Raw genomic sequence first — 16,474 nt, forward strand, 5'->3', positions numbered from 1 at the left:
CCAGGGGCAGGCCCAGCACATACTTAAACCGCAGGTCATAGCGGCAGGCTTCTTCCAGTTGACGGTCCGAGAGGTTGAACAGGTGCTGGAGCACCAGGGCCTTGCACAAGGCGCGGGGAGAGGCGGCCGGGCGGCCGTTGTCGGGGCAGTAAAGCGGCTGGAAATCCAGCTCACCTACCCAGCGGTCCAGCTTTTCCTTGAGCACGCGGTAAAAGTTGCCTTCCGGGAAGAGATGCGGGCAGGCAATGTCCGGGTGGTAAAAGTCCAGCTGTAGTTCTCTATCGCGGCGGTACATGAGTCCAACCCCCCAAAAAGGCCTTTGGAGGGAAATGTTCGACAAAAGTATGAGATTCCTTGCCAAATAAGGATAAACTTCCTCACGAATTAAACGCTCAGGTCAGTCTGCCAGTTTTGAGCTTCAGGGGGTTTTGCGACAGTCTCAGTCAAATGCTCCTTTTTTCATGGCCTCAATGGCCATTTCTGTGGTTCCAAAGGCGGTCATGAGAATTACAGGTACATGCGGGTTTAACTCGTGGATAAGGTCCATAACCTGCATCCCGTCTAACTCCGGCATACGGATGTCAAGCAAGACAGTGTCCGGCGGGTCCTTTTTAAACGAAGCTAGCGCTTCTTTTCCATCGAGAGCCACCTGGACCTTGTAGCCGGCATCTTCGCAAACTTCTCTTAAAAACTCGCATACGCTCTCCTCGTCATCTACCACAAGAATTGTGGGCATCCCCCTGACCCTCCTTTGCTTCGGCATTTTGGTTGACGAAAGGCAGGTAAATGTGGCACGTTGTCCCTTGGCCTACTTTGCTCTCCACTTGGATGTCTCCCCCGTGGGCCTGCATGATTTCGTAGGCAATGGCCAATCCCAGCCCGGTGCCCTTTGGCTTGGTGGTGAAGAAGGGTTCAAAAAGGTGGGGCATGACCTCCTCCGGAATGCCAGGGCCATTGTCGGCTACCGAAACCACCAACATGCCTTTTTGAGGCTCATAAGCGGTGGACACCCTAATTTTACCCCTATTGGAGGTGGCCTGGGAAGCGTTGTAGAGGATGTTTAACAAAACCTGCTCGATCTGGCCAGGATCCATGTAAGCCGGTGGGAGGCCGGTGGCCAGGTCCTCTTCTATTTCCACAGCGCAATCATGGGCATCCTTAAAGGATTGTAATGTCCTTCTTACCAGTTGGTTAAGGTCGTGGCTACCAAAAATTGCTGTGGCGGGGCGAGAAAACTGCAATAATTTATCAACAATGGTGTTAACGCGGCTTATCTCTTTATGGACAATTTGCAGCGATTTGGGCGTTGGAAGATGGTCCTTGAGCCAGTATTGAATGTACCCGCTGATAGAAGTAAGAGGATTGCGGATTTCATGGGCCACACCGGCCACAAGCTTGCCCAGAGCAGCCAGCCTTTCCTGCCGGCGTACCTGCTCTTCTAGCAGGGTGCGTTCCGTAATGTCGCGGCAGGTGAGCACCGCACCCACGATTTCCTGCCGTATGTTGACCATTAGATTTGTGCTCACCAGCAGGTGTAACGTTTTTCCGTTGCTGGAGGGGTAGATTAGCTCCTTATCCTTTACCAATTCTTGCATCTTTAGGGCATCTTGCAGGAAGCGGCAAAAAGGCGAGTCGGTGGGGAAAACATCCACAATGTTCTTTCCCAAACAGCTGTTTTCCAAGCCCAGGATGCGCATAGCCGAAGAGTTTAGGCTGATTATATTTCCGGCTAGGTCCACGGCCAAAATGCCGTCGTCAATACTGGCAAGGATTATTTCATTATAGTTTTGCGCGTTAATTAATTTGGTCGCCAAATGGTTGATGGCCTGAGTGATCTCACCTATTTCGCCAGGGGCCGGCGGTAAAACGTAGGTGAGGTCTTTTTCTAATTTTTGCACACCGGCTTTTACTTGATTTACAGTGGTAACAAGTCGGGCAATGAGGGTAAAAGCGCCTCCTAGGCCAAGCAACCCCCCCAATATTATCACACCGTAGGCATCAACTTCTATCTGGTTCATGCGGCGGTAGATGGTGGAGAGATTTTCCGTCCCCCATACCGAACCGATTACTTCGCCGTTACGGATCAGGGGCTGGTAAACTTCTATCTGCCCCCCCTGGGTAAGGCCAAAAACCTGTACTACCGGTTTGTTTTTAGTAATGGTTTCATCAAAGGCTTCTTTCCGCCTTTTGGAAAAGTTCTCTCCATAACTTTGCTCGTCGCCGTCCAAAATTACATCCAGGGAGAGGGAATAAAATCCTAGTTCCACGCCGGGGTAATTTCTTTTGGCCTGGTCGATAATGGGCTTTAGCTCCCGGTTTAAAAGGATCACCTTCTCTCTTCTGGTTAAATCTTCTGCATGATGTTTTTTGAGTATTTCATCGAAGGTAGAAGGGAAGCTGTTGTCTAAAAAGGTCACCGCCTTTGTAAGGTTCTTTTTGTGGGTTTCCAACATGCTTTGTTCCGTACTGCGGATAACGTGAAGCATATAAAAAGTTATGGCAATTGGCAAAAGCAAAAGCACAACGGTTAAAACCATAATTTGGTTACTGAAGCTCTTCTTAAAGAAAACCACGGGGAACACCTCCCGGGATCTCAAACGCCAGATGGCGAGAGAGCTCTTGCCGCTGCCGCGTGCCCGAACAAGGACGTGGAACTTATGGGAAATGTAGATTGTGAAAAATTCGCCTTTTAAATGCGGTGCTTGGCGCGCTTTTTCTTCAGCTCGAGGGCGATCCTCTGGAAAGACCGCGGAGCTTATTTTAACTTATATAGTAACGCGGTCTACTTTGGCAAGGGCGGGTTTTCTTGCAAAATTTATTCCGAAGACGGCAAAAGGGGGTGCTGGAGGCAAAATGAACCTCCGAACCGCAAAAGACATAATGGTTCCCATCCACGCGTATGCCACCGTAAAGGAAAACGATACGTTGAAGACGGCCTTGCTTCACCTGCACAGGGCTCTTTACACCGGGAGTGCAGGCCACCGTACACTGGCGGTGTTAGACGAGTACGGAAACCTCACCGGCTTCCTTACCGTGCGCTCGATCTTGAAGTCCCTGGAGGCCCTGGCTTACAAAGAGAGCTTGCAGGGCGGCCGGCATTTACCCTCGGTAAGTTTCTGGGCACGCCTTTTCCTTAAGAACAAGATCGAAAAAATTGCCGGGGCAAAGGTTAGGGACGTCATGAGGCCGGTAGAAAAAATTTTTGTTCATGAAGACACCTCGCTTACGGAGGTGGCCAGGGTCATTCTTTTGAATAGGGTTAACCACATTCCGGTGCTCGATAAAGAGCATAGAGTCGTGGGGATTGTTCGCTCCATTGACCTTCTAGATGTCATCGACGAGTTTCTGGGGAGCTGAGCCTGTCAGGTGCAAAAAATTACTCCTGGGAAGGGGAATGCTTCATGCCGGAAAGAAGAGCTAAAGATATTATGGTGCCCATTGGGCGCTACGCATCCGTTAGCATTCACGATAACCTGAGGCACGCCATAAAAGTGCTGCGCAGTTCCCTGTCTTCCGGGTATCGCTCCCTTGCTGTAATGGATGAGGAAGGAAATCTGGTGGGGTTTCTTACCACACGCACCCTCCTAAACGCCTTGAGCATTTATGGCCTTGACGAGGACCTTGAAACGGCTGACAGCTGGGGTACCTTTTTCATCCGGCTCGAAAAAGAGCGCTTAAAAGATGTCAGGGTTGGGAAAATAATGCGGCCTGTGCGGGAGGTATTCGTTGAACAGGACACCCCCCTTCCCGAAGTGGCCAGAGTTATCCTCTCCAGTCAGGTAAATCATGTCCCCGTTCTCGACGAAAACAAAAGGGTAATTGGTATAGTGAGGACCATTGACATTTTGGACGTGCTTGCCGAGCTGATGGAACCGCCAAGGTGAGAGACAGCGGCCCTTTGCCCTCCTGGAAAAGCCTTTGGGGTTGACACGCTTATGGCAACAACTGCATGAGGCATCAGAAGGAGACGACAGGATGGCTACAGCTTTGCGCTCCTTTAAATACAGGGACTACAGGCTCCTATGGGCAGGCATGTTAGTATCAAATGCCGGTACCTGGATGCAAATGGTGGCCCAGAGCTGGCTGATTTATGAAATCAGCGGCTCGGCCTTTTACTTGGGTCTGGCCGGTCTCATGCAAGCGATACCGCGATTTATTTTTTCTCCTTTTGGAGGCGTGGCTGCGGATCGATTTAACAAGAAACAGCTTCTATATGTAACACAAACGGCCTCCATGTGCCTTGCCTTCTTGTTGGGAATACTTGCCGAGCTTCACGTTATCAAAGTGTGGCATATCTTGCTGGTTAGCTTTGCAAACAGCGCGGTGATGTCTTTTGACCAGCCGACTCGCCAGGCCATGATTTCGGATCTGGTCGGACGCGAAGACCTGCTAAATGCTATTGCCCTTAACTCCATAGCCTTTAACGGGGCAGCCGTGCTCGGTCCTTCTGTTGGAGGATATATCCTTGCGACTATTGGTGCGCCGGGTTGCTTCTTTCTTAACGGGCTGAGTTTTACAGCAGTAATTGGTGCTCTATACTCCATGAAGATAACAGGAGGGAAGGGAGGGAGGCGGCAAAGCCACGGGCTTTGGAGGGATATATGTGAGGGTATTACCGAATTGCGGCGTAACCGCTCTATGATAGCTTCCCTGTTGCTCATTTCCTCCATAAGTTTTTTGGGTCGGCCGTACGTACAAATGATGCCTGCCTTTGCTAAAGATGTTTTGCGGGTGGGACCGCAGGAACTGGGGCTGTTAATGGCAGCCCCAGGTATGGGAACAATTGCCGGCTCGCTTATTTTGACAAGTATCGGTTCTCTGATGCGGTTGGAGTGGCTGGTAATAGTCTCGTCAGTATTTTTTGCCCTGACACTGATCTGTCTTGGTTGGACAAAAGTGTTTTACCTTGCTTGCCTCATTTTAATACTTACGGGCAGCAGTCAAACCATGGCTATGGCCACAACAAATACCCTCTTGCAAACCACTGCGGCTCCACAAGTTCGCGGCAGGGTAGTGAGCATATATACCATGCTGCACATGGGTTTGAACCCGCTGGGGGCATTTCCTGCGGGGGCAATTGCGGCCAAAGCTGGAGTGCCATTTGTATTGCGGGCAGGCGGTTTTTCCATTATCGCTGTTATTGTGCTGGTCACTGTTTGGGTTTATTTTTCTGGGAGAAAAATGGCCTTCCCGCTGAGGAAATGAAAGTATCTTTCCGCCCAGAAAATTGTGCGGTGGTGGCGTAAGCGCCATGTCCTGCTCAAAGGAAAGCACAAGGCCACGCTTTGCCAGGGGGTGCGGATATTATGGCTCTAGAGATTTTAGAAGTAACGGACAAGTATACCGGAGCAGTGGTGGAGCGGCTGCCGCTGGATACCAGGGAGGACCTGCGGGAAAAAATCGAGAGAGCTTACCTAGCCAAAGAGAGTATTCGCCAGACTTCCCTCGCGTGGCGCAAGGATCTCGTGCGCCGGGTCGGGGAGCGCATTGCTCAGGAGAGGGAATATTTTGCGGAGCTGCTGATCAAACAGGCCGGCCAGCCACGCAAGTTTGCGCAGTGGGAAGTGGAGCGCACGGTAAGCCTTGCCAGGCACTTCGACCAGATCCTGGACCTGATAGCCCCGCGGGAAATTCCCGCCGCCCAGGGAAAAAACATTCTCATGCGAGAACCTTACGGGGTGGTAGCCGTGATTACCCCGCGCAATACTCCTCTCGTAGTGCCTTTCTACACCGCTTTTTCGGCCCTGGGGGCGGGCAATGCGGTCATTCAAAAGCCCTCTGCCTTAACGCCGGGGCCGACGAGAAGGCTGGTGGAACTGGTGAGGGAAGAGGGCTGCCCGCCGGATGCTGTGCAGTTCTCCACCTGCCCGGGGGAAAAGGCGGCCGCCGAATTCGTGGAAAACCCACTGGTGGACGTTTTCATCACCTACTCCAACAGCTCTGTGGGTAAGGACGCCGTCGTAAAGATGGGTCGTTACCTGGCCGGAACCAGGCACGTGGAGTCCGGGCTGCCGGTGATAGCCGGAAAGATGACCAAGTTTGTGCCGGAGCTGGCCGGGAACGACCCCTTTATTGTTTTGGAGGGCGCCGACCTGGAAAAAGCGGTGGAGGCGGCGGTCCTGGGCGGTTACGGAAATGCCGGCCAGCTCTGCATTTCCGCCAAAAGGTTTATTGTGGCCAGAGAAGTTGCCGGGGACTTCCGCAGCAGGCTGGTGGAAGCCATCGGCAGGCTCAAGGTGGGCGACCCGGCGGACCCGGAAACCGACATCGGGCCCCTGGCGCGCCGTGAGGCGCTGGAACTGGCCTTAAAAGGCTTGCGCGCGGCAGAGGAGGAAGGCGGGAAGGTGCTGGTCGGAGGCAGGGTAGAGGGGCCTTTCTTTTACCCGACTTTAGTGGAGTTTCCCAAAGAAGTTTTGCTGCACGGCAACTCCAGACCCCTTTTGTGGCGGGAAGAAAGCTTTGCCCCGGTACGTTCCCTGGTGGTGTTTGACACCCCGGAGGAGGCAGTGCGGTTGGCCAACGACACCTCTTACGGCCTGGGAGCGGCCGTTTTCGGCCCTACTGAGGCGGCCCTGGAGATTGCGCGGCAACTGCGTGCAGGGCGAATTATCATAAACGAAAGCCCCCTGTACGGGGATGTGCATCTCCCCGTTGGGGGCGTTGGGGACAGCGGTCTTTACGGCGCTACGCACAAAATCGAAGAGGTCACCTATGTAAAGCGAATCCACTTAAGTTAGCCCTTGCTTGACTAACCTACCTTTGGACGATCATGCGCGCATCCACGGCCACCACTCCTGTAGCGCTCACCAGCAGGGGGTTAATATCCATCTCCTTTATCTGCGGCCAGCGGTCGGCAAGCCACCCCAAGCGCAGGAGGCAGTCCAGGAGCGCTTCCATATTGGCCGGCGGCTGGCCCCGGAAGCCCTGCAGGAGCCGATAGGCTTTTGTTTCCTTCAGCATAGCCAGCGCTTCCTCGCGGCTCAAGGGGGCTATGCCAAAGGAAACGTCCTGGAATAGCTCCGCATAAATGCCCCCCAGGCCGAAAACCACCACGGGACCAAATACCGGGTCCTGCCGGCAGCCCAGGAGCACCTCCGCACCCCCGGGGCGGTAGGGCTGCACGATCACCCCGGAGACCTTTGCTTCCGGCTTGCACGCGAGCGCTGCATTAACCACATGGTGAAAAGCCTCCTCTACGCTCCTGTCGTCCGTTAACCCCAGCTTTACACCGCCGACGTCCGTTTTATGGGTGATGTGGGGACTAGAAATTTTTACCGCTACCGGGTAACCCAATTCCCGTGCCGCCCTCACTGCCTCCTCGGGGCTGGAGGCGCGGCGGTAGGGCAGGACAGGTATACCGCACGCTTTTAAAATGTCCAGGGCTTCCTCGTTTAAGATACCGGAGGCTTCTTCTCCGGCCCTGCCGAGCAGGGCCTCGATGGTCTCTTCTTCTGCGTCGGCAAATTCCGGCGCAGGAAGGGAGGGGCTGTTTTTAATTTCCTGGTGGTAGCGGTATAGTGCTGCGAGGGAAGATGCAGCTTTTTCCGGGGACGGGTAAACTACCACCCGGTTTTCTCTCTCCGCTTTGGCGGCAAATTCCCGGCGGTAGCTGCCAATGACCCACAGGGCCAAGGGCTTATCCGGGTGGCTGGCCGCTAGGTGGTTGACGATATCGGTAACATCCAGGTGGGGTGTTTCGGCGAGGTCCTGGTAGGCCGGGGTGATGAAAAGAACGGCGTCCACATGGGGGTCACTAAGCACCGCTTCCAGGGCGATTTTCGCTACTTCCCTGTAGCCTCGCGTCATCGCCGCCGGCCATATATCGAGGGGGTTATGGACCTCCATCCATTCGGGGAAGATGTTGGCCAGCCTGGTGTAAGTTTGCGGGTCAAATGAAGCCATATCCAGGCCGGCGGCGTTGGCGGCATCGGCAGCCATGATGCCCGCACCGCCGCTAATGGTCACCACGGCCAAGCGCCTGCCGCGCATAAAAGGATAGGTGAGAAAGGTCTTGGTAAAGTAGCTCATTTCTTCTGCGTCGCGCAGGCGAATGATCCCGCACTGCCTGAAGGCCGCCTCGTACACCCGGTCTTCTCCGGCAAGGGATCCGGTGTGCGTGGTGGCCGCACGCGCGCCAGCCTCGCTGCGCCCGGTTTTCAGGCAGAGAACGGGTTTCAGGCGGCTTACCCGCCTGGCGGCTTTCATAAATCGCCGCCCGTCTTTCAGGCCCTCCATGTGCAGCGCAAGCACCTTTACCCGCGGGTCCCGGCCCATGTATTCCAGGACCTCGGCAAAGTGAAGGTCCGCGGCATTGCCTATGTCTATGCCCAGCCCCAGGCCGCCTGTGAAGTCGGCCGCCCCTACCAAAAAGATGCCCGACTGGCAAATCACCGCCGTATCGGCTTTGGGGCACCAAAAGTCGATAAAGGAAGTGGAGAACCGCCCTTCGTAAAAATTGGCCACCCCTATAGTGTTGGGACCTATAAGGCGTGCACCTGTACCCTCTAACGCATCGAGAATTTCTCTCTGCATTTGGCGGCCCTTTTCGTCGGCGTCGGCAAAGCCCTGTGTAATAACGATGAGCGCTTTTATTCCTTTGCCGAGGCATTCTTTCACTACTGTTGGAACTGCCGTGCGCGGGGTGGAGATAACTGCCAGGTCCGGTGTTTCGGGAATTTCGCTAACCGAGCGGTAAACCGGTACGCCCAGCAGCTCGCCTCCCCTGGGGTTGACGGGATAGAGCCGCCCTGTGTAGCCTTCGGCAATCATACGTTCAAGGATGTTAAACGCTTCGGCACCCGTACGGGTGGTAACGCCGATTAAAGCCACAGAGCGGGGTCTAAGAAAAAGGTCAAATGGAGAAGTCACCCTCGCATCACCCCCACAAGAATCCACTGCAAATTTTTTGCCACAAGGTGTGGCTGTTCCTCCCAGCAGGCTTTGAGTTCTTGTTCGGGAAGGCAGATGGAGGCGGCGAGGCCTGCGGTGAGGAGCAGGGCGCCGGCAAAAAAGCCGGGTATTATGCTTTGAATGAAGGCTTGCTTGAACATTGATCATCACCGCGCGCGGATCGCCGGGCGCCTGCAACAGGCCGGTTAGCGCCCTGTCGGGATCAATTGTTGAGGCGGCTCCTGGAGGCAGAAAAGAAGCCAGACAGTTGCTCAGGTCACCAATAACCGGTTGCCGATGAGAGGGTACCGCCGAAGACTCTCCTAAGTGCCCTGGAATACTTACCTTATTCTAGTTGGTGTGGCTATAGGGAATTGGGGCTCTGCAGCTACTTCCGCTTTAACATCCTAAATAGCCTAAAGTAGCGGTTACGAAGATGGTTCTTCCTCTTCCTTCCAGAGAATTAGCCGGGGTTTGGGGTCCAGGATGGAGAGATACTGTTCCCTTACCCCGTACCTGGCCTGAGGGTCGAGTTTTTTATAGCGATAATACTTCGCCAGCCGGTCTTCCGGTTTCATCCAGCCCAGGTGTTTAATGCGGAGGCTGCTGGTTGCCCCCTTTAACTCGGTAATATTGCAGGGAAAGCGCCCGCAGTGCTGGGGAGTTTCCAGCCAGCGGTAAGGGAAACCGGGGACATAGCGAACCATAAAAGGCCGGTAAAAGTGGTGGGCCCTCCACCAGGCATCCTCGCGGTAATGCTCTTCGTCCCACATGTCGAAAAGGCGAAAGTAGTAAACCTCCACCTCCGGGTCGGCGGCCAGGCGGCGCAGTTCGCCTACAGCCCGCTCCTCAAATATCTCGTCGGCATCGAGGATTAAAATCCAATCAGGACGGGTGGATACGGCCAGCTCCCAGAGTTGCCTGCGCAGGGTTACCTCGTTGTGGAAGGAGGGCTCGCGGTTTGATACGAGGGTGAGGGGAATTCCCTCCAGGACCCGCCGGCAGACCTCCGGGGTACTGTCCTCGCTGGCGTCGTCAAGAATCACTGCCCGGTCGATGTAGCGAGCGGCATGGCGGAGCACCCTTTCCAGGTACCTCCCGGCCTCATTCCTGACGAGCATGGCCAGGGTAATTGTGCTGGCGCGCCCTTTTATTTTTTTACCGTCCCCTGGTATAAGAGAAAAAACGCGCTCCTTATATTCTTTGAGGCCTGCCAGGTCCGATTCCCGGTAGATGTGGTAGGGAGGGTAGTGGGTATCGGCATACAGTTCCAGCCCCAGAGCGGCTGCCCGGATACAGAAGTGGCGGTCCTCCCCGATCAGGCTAAGGTTGTATATCTCGCTAAAGGAAACTCCTCGCAGGAGGGCTTCTCTGCTGATCAGGGTGCAGGCACCGAGGCCGCCCACTTTATAGGTACCAGGTTTTCGTAGTGTGTCCAGGAATTCCCTCTGGCGCCGGATTGCCTCTTTTTCGTCGACAAGTTCTCCCCTCTCCAGGTGATAAAGGCGGTACTGGTCGCCTAACCACACCTGGGGCATGGGCTCCAGGGTGGGCTCCCACCTGGTCCAGAAGACTTCCGCCACGATGTCCTTCCCCAGGCTTACCAGGTGAACCAGAGTTTTGGGGTGCAGCACCAGGTCGGAGTCTACCAGGAAAAGGTAATCGTAGTTCCCCTCCTTGGCCATTTCCAGAAAGCGATTTTTGAAGCCGGCCACCCTCCAGATAAGTTCCTCCCGCCAGCGGTGCGTGGTTTCGTCACAGGAATAGGGGAGGTAGGGGCCTCCTCCGGAGAGGATGATCACGTTTTTTTTGCCGGCGGCAAATCGTTGGAGAAGGTCACAGGCCTCTTTATGGTCGTTGTCGTCTATGAAGGCGAAGTCCACCTGGAGGCCGGTGGTTTCTAGCTGTTCCAGGGATCGGAGGAATTCGGCAAGAATGGCCGGTTTTTGCCGAACCGGACTGGCAATGAGGATCTTAGGGATAGAAGGCAACCGAGACACCCCCTGCGCCGTTTATTCCCGGAGTTTTACGGAACTAGCTCCCTGGCCGGCCCGTACCTGCGCTCCATCCAGATTCGCACCGACGCCGCCTTTTCCTCCAGGTAGCCGCAAAGGGCAGCGGCTCCCTCAGGAGAGAAGTACGCCAGGTAGCCTGTTATCCCTTTTACCAGCCGTGACCACCCCTCCGTATTTAGGCCCCATTTTCCCGCATGTGGTGCATGACACAGGCAGTTCTCCAGGATGCCCAGCAGTGCTTTTATGACCTCGGGCCGGCGGGCGTCTTCCGGCTGGTAGGTTTTCCTGCCGCCCTTTAGGTGCGTGATGAGCCCCAGCATGGCCAGGGCGCGGCTACGCTCATGGCGGTACTGCCAGAGACGAAGGGCTTTTTCCCTGGCCCGCCCGTAATCGCCCTGCACGACCAACCCTAAAATTTCCCCGACGGCCAAATCCGGGTCGTGTTTCTCGCTTAAAAGGCTCTCGGCAAGGGTGAGGGCCTCCTCTGTGTGGCCGGAGTAAAGGGAGAATTTAACCAGCTGGCGGGTACTTTCGCCCGAGACTGCTGCTGGGCCCTCTTTAAGGCAGGCCCGAGCAAGCCCGGAGTAGCCGGCTTCAAAGAAAAGGTCGGCCAATACTGTTGCCTGGCGGGGTTGGTGGAGATGGCCGGCAAGTTTAAAGTAATCGTAAGCGGCCCTTGCTCCCCTTGTGGTAAGCAGGAGCAGGAAGAGGTGGTACAGGGGCGGTAGGTAATCCGGGTTGGCTGCCAATGCCCGGGCATAGAATTTCTCGGCCTCTTCGAGCCGGCCCAGTTTCTCCAGGCAATGGCCTAGGTGGTACAGGGACAAAAAGCCATCCGTCCCGCAAGTGTGCACAAAGTGGGAGGGCGGCTGGCCGCAGTTTACGGCCTCCTCAAACCACCTCACGGCCACCTCGTATTCACCTTTTTCTTCCAGGACGACTCCCCCGTCAAAAAAGAGATCCGTGTAATCGGAGTACCGCAGGGCTTCTTTAAGGCAAAGGCAGATGGCCTCGTCCAGCCTCCCCAAGCCCCTCAAGGCGGCCACCAGGTAGCGCACTGCCGGCGCCCGGAAGAGAATGTGCTCGTCTGAGATTTCACGGTAGGCCCGCTCAAGGCATGGCAGGGCGTACCCGGGCTTGCCCAGCCCCAGCCACTCCACACCAAGGTAGTAAAGCAAAAAGGGGTTGAGGGGATCTTTGGCCAGCGCCCTTTGCAGGAGGGCAATGTTGCGACCCCGCTTGCGGCGGCGCTCCCGCACGGAGAGTGGCCTGTGCCAGATTACCGGTGCCGGAGCAAGGCCAACTGCACCGGGAGAGTGAACGGTTACCTGCTCGTGGATTTTCCCCCTAAAGCGGTACGCGGGTTTGTTACGGAAAAGGCGTAAAACCGGAAAGCGGGTATAGCTCCCGGGAATTTCCGGTATGGGGTTGTGCAAAGGAAGGAGAAAAGCCTCACGGTGGGGATGCTTTTTAATCAGGGACCGCAGGTCCCCGCCGGTGGCATCCAGACGCTCGTCGGCATCCAGGCATAGGATCCAGCTACCGGTAGCCTGCTCCAGGGCGAAGTTGCGGGCGGCACTGAAATCATCCCGCCAGGGGCAGGTGTAGACTTTTGCGGTGTAGCGGCGGGCGATTTCCGGGGTACGGTCGCCGGAGCCGGTATCCACAATGACTATTTCATCTACCCAGTGCCGGGCACTTTCCAGGCAGCCGGGCAGGTTATCCTCTTCGTTGCGGACGATCATGGCCAGAGTGATGGTGGGTTTCATGCTGGTTCACCTTTTTAGCCGTGATTTCCCTGCGCGTCAAGGGCTGCGAGATACCCTTCCGGGATGCTTTGTAGAATCCCCTTCCGCAGGTTTTCATAGCACCTCATGAGCTTGATGTAATGTTTCGGCTCCCCGGGTTCTAGGAGCGAGGCCCGCCGGTAAAAACCCTGGGCCTCAAGGTATTCGCCCCGGGCTTCTTTTACTTCGCCCAGCAGGAAAAAGGTCTCGGCGCTCTCTCCGCTTACCTCGAGGTCCAGTGCAAGGTAGCGCTCGGCATGGTTCAGGCACCCGTACCGGAGGAACAGCCGGCCGAGTGGGCGGGCGCATTTCCTGCGGCATTCTTCCGCGAGGCATTCCAGGAGAGCCTCCACCCTTTCGTGCCGGCCCAGGTCCAGGGCGCGCATGATGATTTCCAATAGCAGGGACATCCCCTCCTCTTCGAGAAAAACAGGCGGCCCCTTGCGCCTGTGCAGCGAGCCATCCAGAATCCTGATCACAGCGCTAGTTTGGGAAGAAAGGCCTAATGCAAGCAACTCCCGGACAAGGGGGCGGACCTTGCGCCGGTTTCCCTGGAACCAAAAACACAGGAGCTTGTTCAGCTGGGCCAGCGCGTACAGGCGGTGGCCAGGGCCAAAGCCGTCCAGGAGGCGCAGGGCTTCAAGGAAGCGCTCCTGCTGCATGAGGCAGATAGCCTTCCAGAGGAGGACCTCCGGTTTGACCTGCTGCCCCTTTGTTCCCTTTTCCAGGTATTCCAGGGCCAGGCGAAAGGCGCCCAGCCGGAAGAGGATCTGGCCGATAAGGAGGTTGGCCTCGGGGGTGCAGAAATCACAGAGGGTTTCCAAACACCTCTTTGCATAGGCGGGATCCTCCTGGGGGCGGAGCAAGCGGGCAATGCTTTCCAGGGCGGGCGTGAAAGACGGATTATCCCGCAGGCTCAGGATGTAATAGCGCATGGCCTCCTCTTCGTTTAAAAAGGCCTCTGCTAGCTGCCCCAGGTGAAAGTAACTGCGGAAACCCCGCGTTCCGGCAAAAGGAGCGTAATAGACGGGGGGCTCGGGCAGGGAAAGGGCGCGGTTAAAAAGCTCGTAGGCGCGCGCATAGCGCTTTGTTTGCAGGCAGACAAGACCGCCGTAGTAGTACAGATCCGCATAATCGGGGAAGAGATCGATGCCCTTTTGGATTGCCTGGAGAGCCTCCGGGTAACGCCCGGCAGCTTGATAGGCCAGGGCAAGATAGCGGTAGAGCTTGGGCAGGTAAACGGCTCCGGGGTCTGCACCTTCTGCTGCCCGGAGCAGTTCCGCCGCCGCTTCCTCATGTCTTCCAATTCGGAAAAGCTCCACACCATAGTGGTAGCGCAGCAGGCGGTTTTTCGGGTTCTGCTCCACTTCCTGCCGGATGATGGACAGGTTGCGGTTTTTCTTATCCTTTTCTTGAACTTTTTCCTCCAGGTAGCCGTAGTGGAGAATGGTGAGACTTTCCGCCACCTTATACCTGGCCCTAGGGTTTTTCTCCAGGATGACATCTGCAATTTGCTCGTGGACGGCGCCGCGGAAGCGGTAGTCGCTGCGGTTTTTGAAAAGGCGAAAGACCAGGTCCGGACATGTTTCTACCCAGCCTTCCTCACCCAGGTAGTTGATGATTTTCACAAAGTAGCCCTCCACACCATCCGCACAACCCTCCTGCACGACCCGGCGCAGTACCTCCCGGCCCTCTGCGGTTAGCTCCTCGTCGGCATCCAGTACCAGTATCCATTCCCCGGTGGCCCGCTCCAGGGAGGCGTTGCGAGCATCGCTGAAGTTACCGTTCCAGGGGAAAAAGTATACCTGCGCGCCGAACTCTGTGGCGACCCTTACGGTGTTATCTGTGGAACCGGTATCTACGACGATGATTTCGTCCACGGCTCCGATTGCGCTGCCCAAGCAGCGGCGGAGGTTTTTCTCCTCGTTTTTTACAATCATACAAAGGCTGATCCTGGGGGCCATAAAGTTCCCCTGCCTGTTATTTGCTTTTTTGGCCAGTATATGCACGATGACTGTAACCTTCCACTTGGTGTAGGAATAGTCTGTTATAAAACGCAATAAATTCCAGAACGTGGGGGTCAAAAGATGCCAAACTTTAAGATTTTCCAGGATAATCCCGATAAAGCGCGGATTAAGATTTTCGGCAACCAGAATGTAGCCCTCAACACCGATGCCATCGGCAACCTGGGCATTACCAGCACGGGTTTGGCGGTAACGGCGCCGGCAAACGGGCTTTTAGTGACGGCGCCGGCGACGGGCCTGGCCATCACACCGCCCGCGGACGGCCTGCTGATCACGAGCACGGGTTTGGCGGTGACAGCACCGGCAAGCGGGCTTTTGGTGACGGCGGCAGGGTTGAGCATTACGCCCCCGGCGGACGGCCTGTTAATCACCAGCACGGGCCTGGCGGTAACGGCGCCGGCAAACGGGCTTTTGGTGACGGCGCCGGCGACGGGCCTGGCCATCACACCGCCCTCTGGCGGTTTGCTGATCACCAGTACGGGCCTGGCTGTTTTAACCAATCTGGTCACTGCCGACATATCCGAACAGGTGGCTACCAATAATACTACCGGCCTGCCGAGCACTGCCCGCGACGTGCTGGGTTACAGAACCTGGAGCTTTGCGGTGGTCAATGCTTCCACAACCATTGCCCCGGCCACCGTTAAGTTGCAGATCAGCCCAGATGGGACAAACTGGATGGATGAGGGCAGCGTGGTCACGTTAAATGACGGCGAACTAACCGCCCTGGTATCGTCCATCTTCCTGCGCTACGCCAGGGTCTTCTACGCTGCCGTGGACGCAGCCAGCACGGTAACTTTAAACATTTACTTCCAGGCACAAAGCTAAGAAGAATAGGAACCGCGCCCTTTGCCGGGGCGCGGGCCGTTTTACTGGCGAGAACAAGCCTGGAGGTAGGGATTTATGGCCGGAGAAAACCGGGGAAAAAACGGTGAGGAGGACCTGTACCGGGCGGTGCTAGCCTGTGGTTTGGCGGGGGCCTTCCTCACATGCTTACTGGGAACGTTCGGCATCCTTGCCGTTTTCTTTTTCAAGAGAGAATTATCGCCCCCACAGGGCGGGACCGGGTGTACCCTGCCGGTGTACCGGAGCTTTCTGGACCGCTACCTGATTACGCGTGATGAGGACGGCTTCAGCACCACCGCCGACGTATCGCGCCTGCGTACCTTTTCTTTTTTTGTTCATAACAAAGGGTCCCACCCGGTAATGGTTCAGCTAGAGATGAGCCCGGACGGTGCTACCTGGAACTCCTTTGAAGAGCTCCCTTACGTGCTTGCTCCCGGAGAGAAACAACTCCTTGTTCCCCAGTATTTCCTGCGCTACGCGCGCATAAGGTTCCGTAACCTGGTACCAGGCCTGTCTTCTTTTCTCGATGTGTGGTTTCAGGGGCAAAGTTAAAGGGGGCTGAGTTACTTCCCAAAGTTAATTATTGTTGGCACCATATTTACAGGCCTGTTAACTTATTGGCAGGCAGGAGCCAGAGAAAGGAAAAACAGGGAGCAATTGCCCGCCGGATGGTTGATGTTTTGGAAAGGTTCACTGGCCGGCTGGCAAGAACAAAATTGCGGAGTGGCTAATGACCAAATATTTGTAAAAAAACTCCTACAAAATCAACCTTTACCAAGCCATCCGGAAAGCTTAAGGAAAGAGATTGTTACAAGAAGCTACTCTGGCAGTGCTTCGGCATCGACGTTTGCGACGTCTGCTGAAGAGCGCCTGAGCCGGCAGGGAAAGTATGCTGGTCACCACTTCACCTACCGCA

14 protein-coding genes are annotated in these 16,474 nt (G+C 55.7%); 7 read left to right on the plus strand and 7 right to left on the minus strand.

The features are described from left to right. From G454_RS18665 to atoS, 3 genes are all read right to left on the minus strand, one after another. Nucleotides 1–295: transposase (locus G454_RS18665; RefSeq protein WP_169719342.1), on the minus strand; the 295-nt coding region annotated here is incomplete at its 3' end. A gap of 144 nt (nt 296–439) precedes the next feature. Further along, entirely contained in the window at nt 440–721 is a 282-nt protein-coding gene (locus G454_RS0110110; RefSeq protein ID WP_211230041.1) for a response regulator, read from the minus strand. After that, nucleotides 711–2,573, minus strand: coding sequence for a two-component system sensor histidine kinase AtoS (atoS, locus tag G454_RS0110115; protein ID WP_051276206.1), 1,863 nt, complete (start codon nt 2,571–2,573; stop codon nt 711–713). The genes G454_RS0110110 and atoS overlap by 11 nt, the downstream gene beginning before the upstream one ends. Nucleotides 2,574–2,853: 280 nt before the next feature. Between atoS and G454_RS0110120 the strand changes: the two genes are divergently transcribed. From G454_RS0110120 to G454_RS0110135, 4 genes are all read left to right on the plus strand, one after another. Continuing rightward, nucleotides 2,854–3,357 carry a CBS domain-containing protein gene (locus G454_RS0110120; protein WP_027718536.1) on the plus strand — a complete coding sequence of 168 codons (504 nt, stop codon included), beginning with the start codon at nt 2,854–2,856 and terminating at the stop codon, nt 3,355–3,357. Between the two features lie 44 nt (nt 3,358–3,401). Then, nucleotides 3,402–3,884 carry a CBS domain-containing protein gene (locus tag G454_RS0110125; RefSeq protein WP_027718537.1) on the plus strand — a complete coding sequence of 161 codons (483 nt, stop codon included), beginning with the start codon at nt 3,402–3,404 and terminating at the stop codon, nt 3,882–3,884. A 91-nt stretch (nt 3,885–3,975) separates the two neighbouring features. Beyond that, nucleotides 3,976–5,205: an MFS transporter gene (locus tag G454_RS18670; protein WP_051276208.1), complete on the plus strand. Its 1,230-nt coding sequence runs from the start codon at nt 3,976–3,978 to the stop codon at nt 5,203–5,205. 101 nt (nt 5,206–5,306) lie between these two features. After that, entirely contained in the window at nt 5,307–6,737 is a 1,431-nt protein-coding gene (locus tag G454_RS0110135) for an aldehyde dehydrogenase family protein (protein WP_027718538.1), read from the plus strand. Between the two features lie 16 nt (nt 6,738–6,753). Here the strand turns inward: G454_RS0110135 and G454_RS0110140 are convergent, their stop codons facing one another. Next, nucleotides 6,754–8,829, minus strand: coding sequence for an acetate--CoA ligase family protein (locus G454_RS0110140; RefSeq protein ID WP_211230042.1), 2,076 nt, complete (start codon nt 8,827–8,829; stop codon nt 6,754–6,756). A 26-nt stretch (nt 8,830–8,855) separates the two neighbouring features. Here G454_RS0110140 and G454_RS22080 point away from each other — a divergent pair, with 26 nt between their 5' ends. Then, nucleotides 8,856–9,053, plus strand: a complete 198-nt coding sequence (locus G454_RS22080) for a hypothetical protein (RefSeq protein ID WP_211230043.1) — start codon at nt 8,856–8,858, stop codon at nt 9,051–9,053. A 264-nt stretch (nt 9,054–9,317) separates the two neighbouring features. On the opposite strand, the gene G454_RS0110150 is transcribed toward G454_RS22080, so the two are convergent. From G454_RS0110150 to G454_RS18675, 3 genes are read right to left on the minus strand one after another with little or no spacing between them, the layout of a single operon-like run. Beyond that, nucleotides 9,318–10,880 carry a glycosyltransferase family 2 protein gene (locus G454_RS0110150; RefSeq protein ID WP_211230044.1) on the minus strand — a complete coding sequence of 521 codons (1,563 nt, stop codon included), beginning with the start codon at nt 10,878–10,880 and terminating at the stop codon, nt 9,318–9,320. Between the two features lie 35 nt (nt 10,881–10,915). After that, entirely contained in the window at nt 10,916–12,673 is a 1,758-nt protein-coding gene (locus tag G454_RS0110155; protein ID WP_027718542.1) for a glycosyltransferase, read from the minus strand. Nucleotides 12,674–12,687: 14 nt separating this feature from the next. Further along, nucleotides 12,688–14,631 (minus strand): glycosyltransferase, encoded by a 1,944-nt coding sequence (locus G454_RS18675; protein ID WP_211230045.1) that lies wholly within the window; start codon nt 14,629–14,631, stop codon nt 12,688–12,690. Nucleotides 14,632–14,778: 147 nt separating this feature from the next. Between G454_RS18675 and G454_RS0110165 the strand changes: the two genes are divergently transcribed. Further along, nucleotides 14,779–15,540, plus strand: a complete 762-nt coding sequence (locus G454_RS0110165) for a DUF6385 domain-containing protein (protein WP_027718543.1) — start codon at nt 14,779–14,781, stop codon at nt 15,538–15,540. A gap of 75 nt (nt 15,541–15,615) precedes the next feature. Next, nucleotides 15,616–16,110: a DUF6385 domain-containing protein gene (locus tag G454_RS0110170; RefSeq protein ID WP_027718544.1), complete on the plus strand. Its 495-nt coding sequence runs from the start codon at nt 15,616–15,618 to the stop codon at nt 16,108–16,110. The last annotated feature ends 364 nt before the right edge of the window (nt 16,111–16,474 follow it).

Origin of the sequence: Desulfovirgula thermocuniculi DSM 16036, assembly GCF_000429345.1 — a bacterium.
GTDB classification, from domain to species: domain Bacteria; phylum Bacillota; class Desulfotomaculia; order Desulfotomaculales; family Desulfovirgulaceae; genus Desulfovirgula; species Desulfovirgula thermocuniculi.

Bases quoted from the DNA above. Each gene is read 5' to 3' on its own strand.
- G454_RS0110120 (WP_027718536.1), top strand. From the start codon at position 2,854: ATGAACCTCCGAACCGCAAAAGACATAATGGTTCCCATCCACGCGTAT.
- G454_RS0110170 (WP_027718544.1), top strand. From the start codon at position 15,616: ATGGCCGGAGAAAACCGGGGAAAAAACGGTGAGGAGGACCTGTACCGG.
- G454_RS18675 (WP_211230045.1), bottom strand. From the start codon at position 14,631: ATGATTGTAAAAAACGAGGAGAAAAACCTCCGCCGCTGCTTGGGCAGC.
- G454_RS0110155 (WP_027718542.1), bottom strand. From the start codon at position 12,673: ATGAAACCCACCATCACTCTGGCCATGATCGTCCGCAACGAAGAGGAT.
- G454_RS0110135 (WP_027718538.1), top strand. From the start codon at position 5,307: ATGGCTCTAGAGATTTTAGAAGTAACGGACAAGTATACCGGAGCAGTG.
- G454_RS0110125 (WP_027718537.1), top strand. From the start codon at position 3,402: ATGCCGGAAAGAAGAGCTAAAGATATTATGGTGCCCATTGGGCGCTAC.
- G454_RS22080 (WP_211230043.1), top strand. From the start codon at position 8,856: ATGGAGAAGTCACCCTCGCATCACCCCCACAAGAATCCACTGCAAATT.
- G454_RS0110165 (WP_027718543.1), top strand. From the start codon at position 14,779: ATGCCAAACTTTAAGATTTTCCAGGATAATCCCGATAAAGCGCGGATT.
- G454_RS18670 (WP_051276208.1), top strand. From the start codon at position 3,976: ATGGCTACAGCTTTGCGCTCCTTTAAATACAGGGACTACAGGCTCCTA.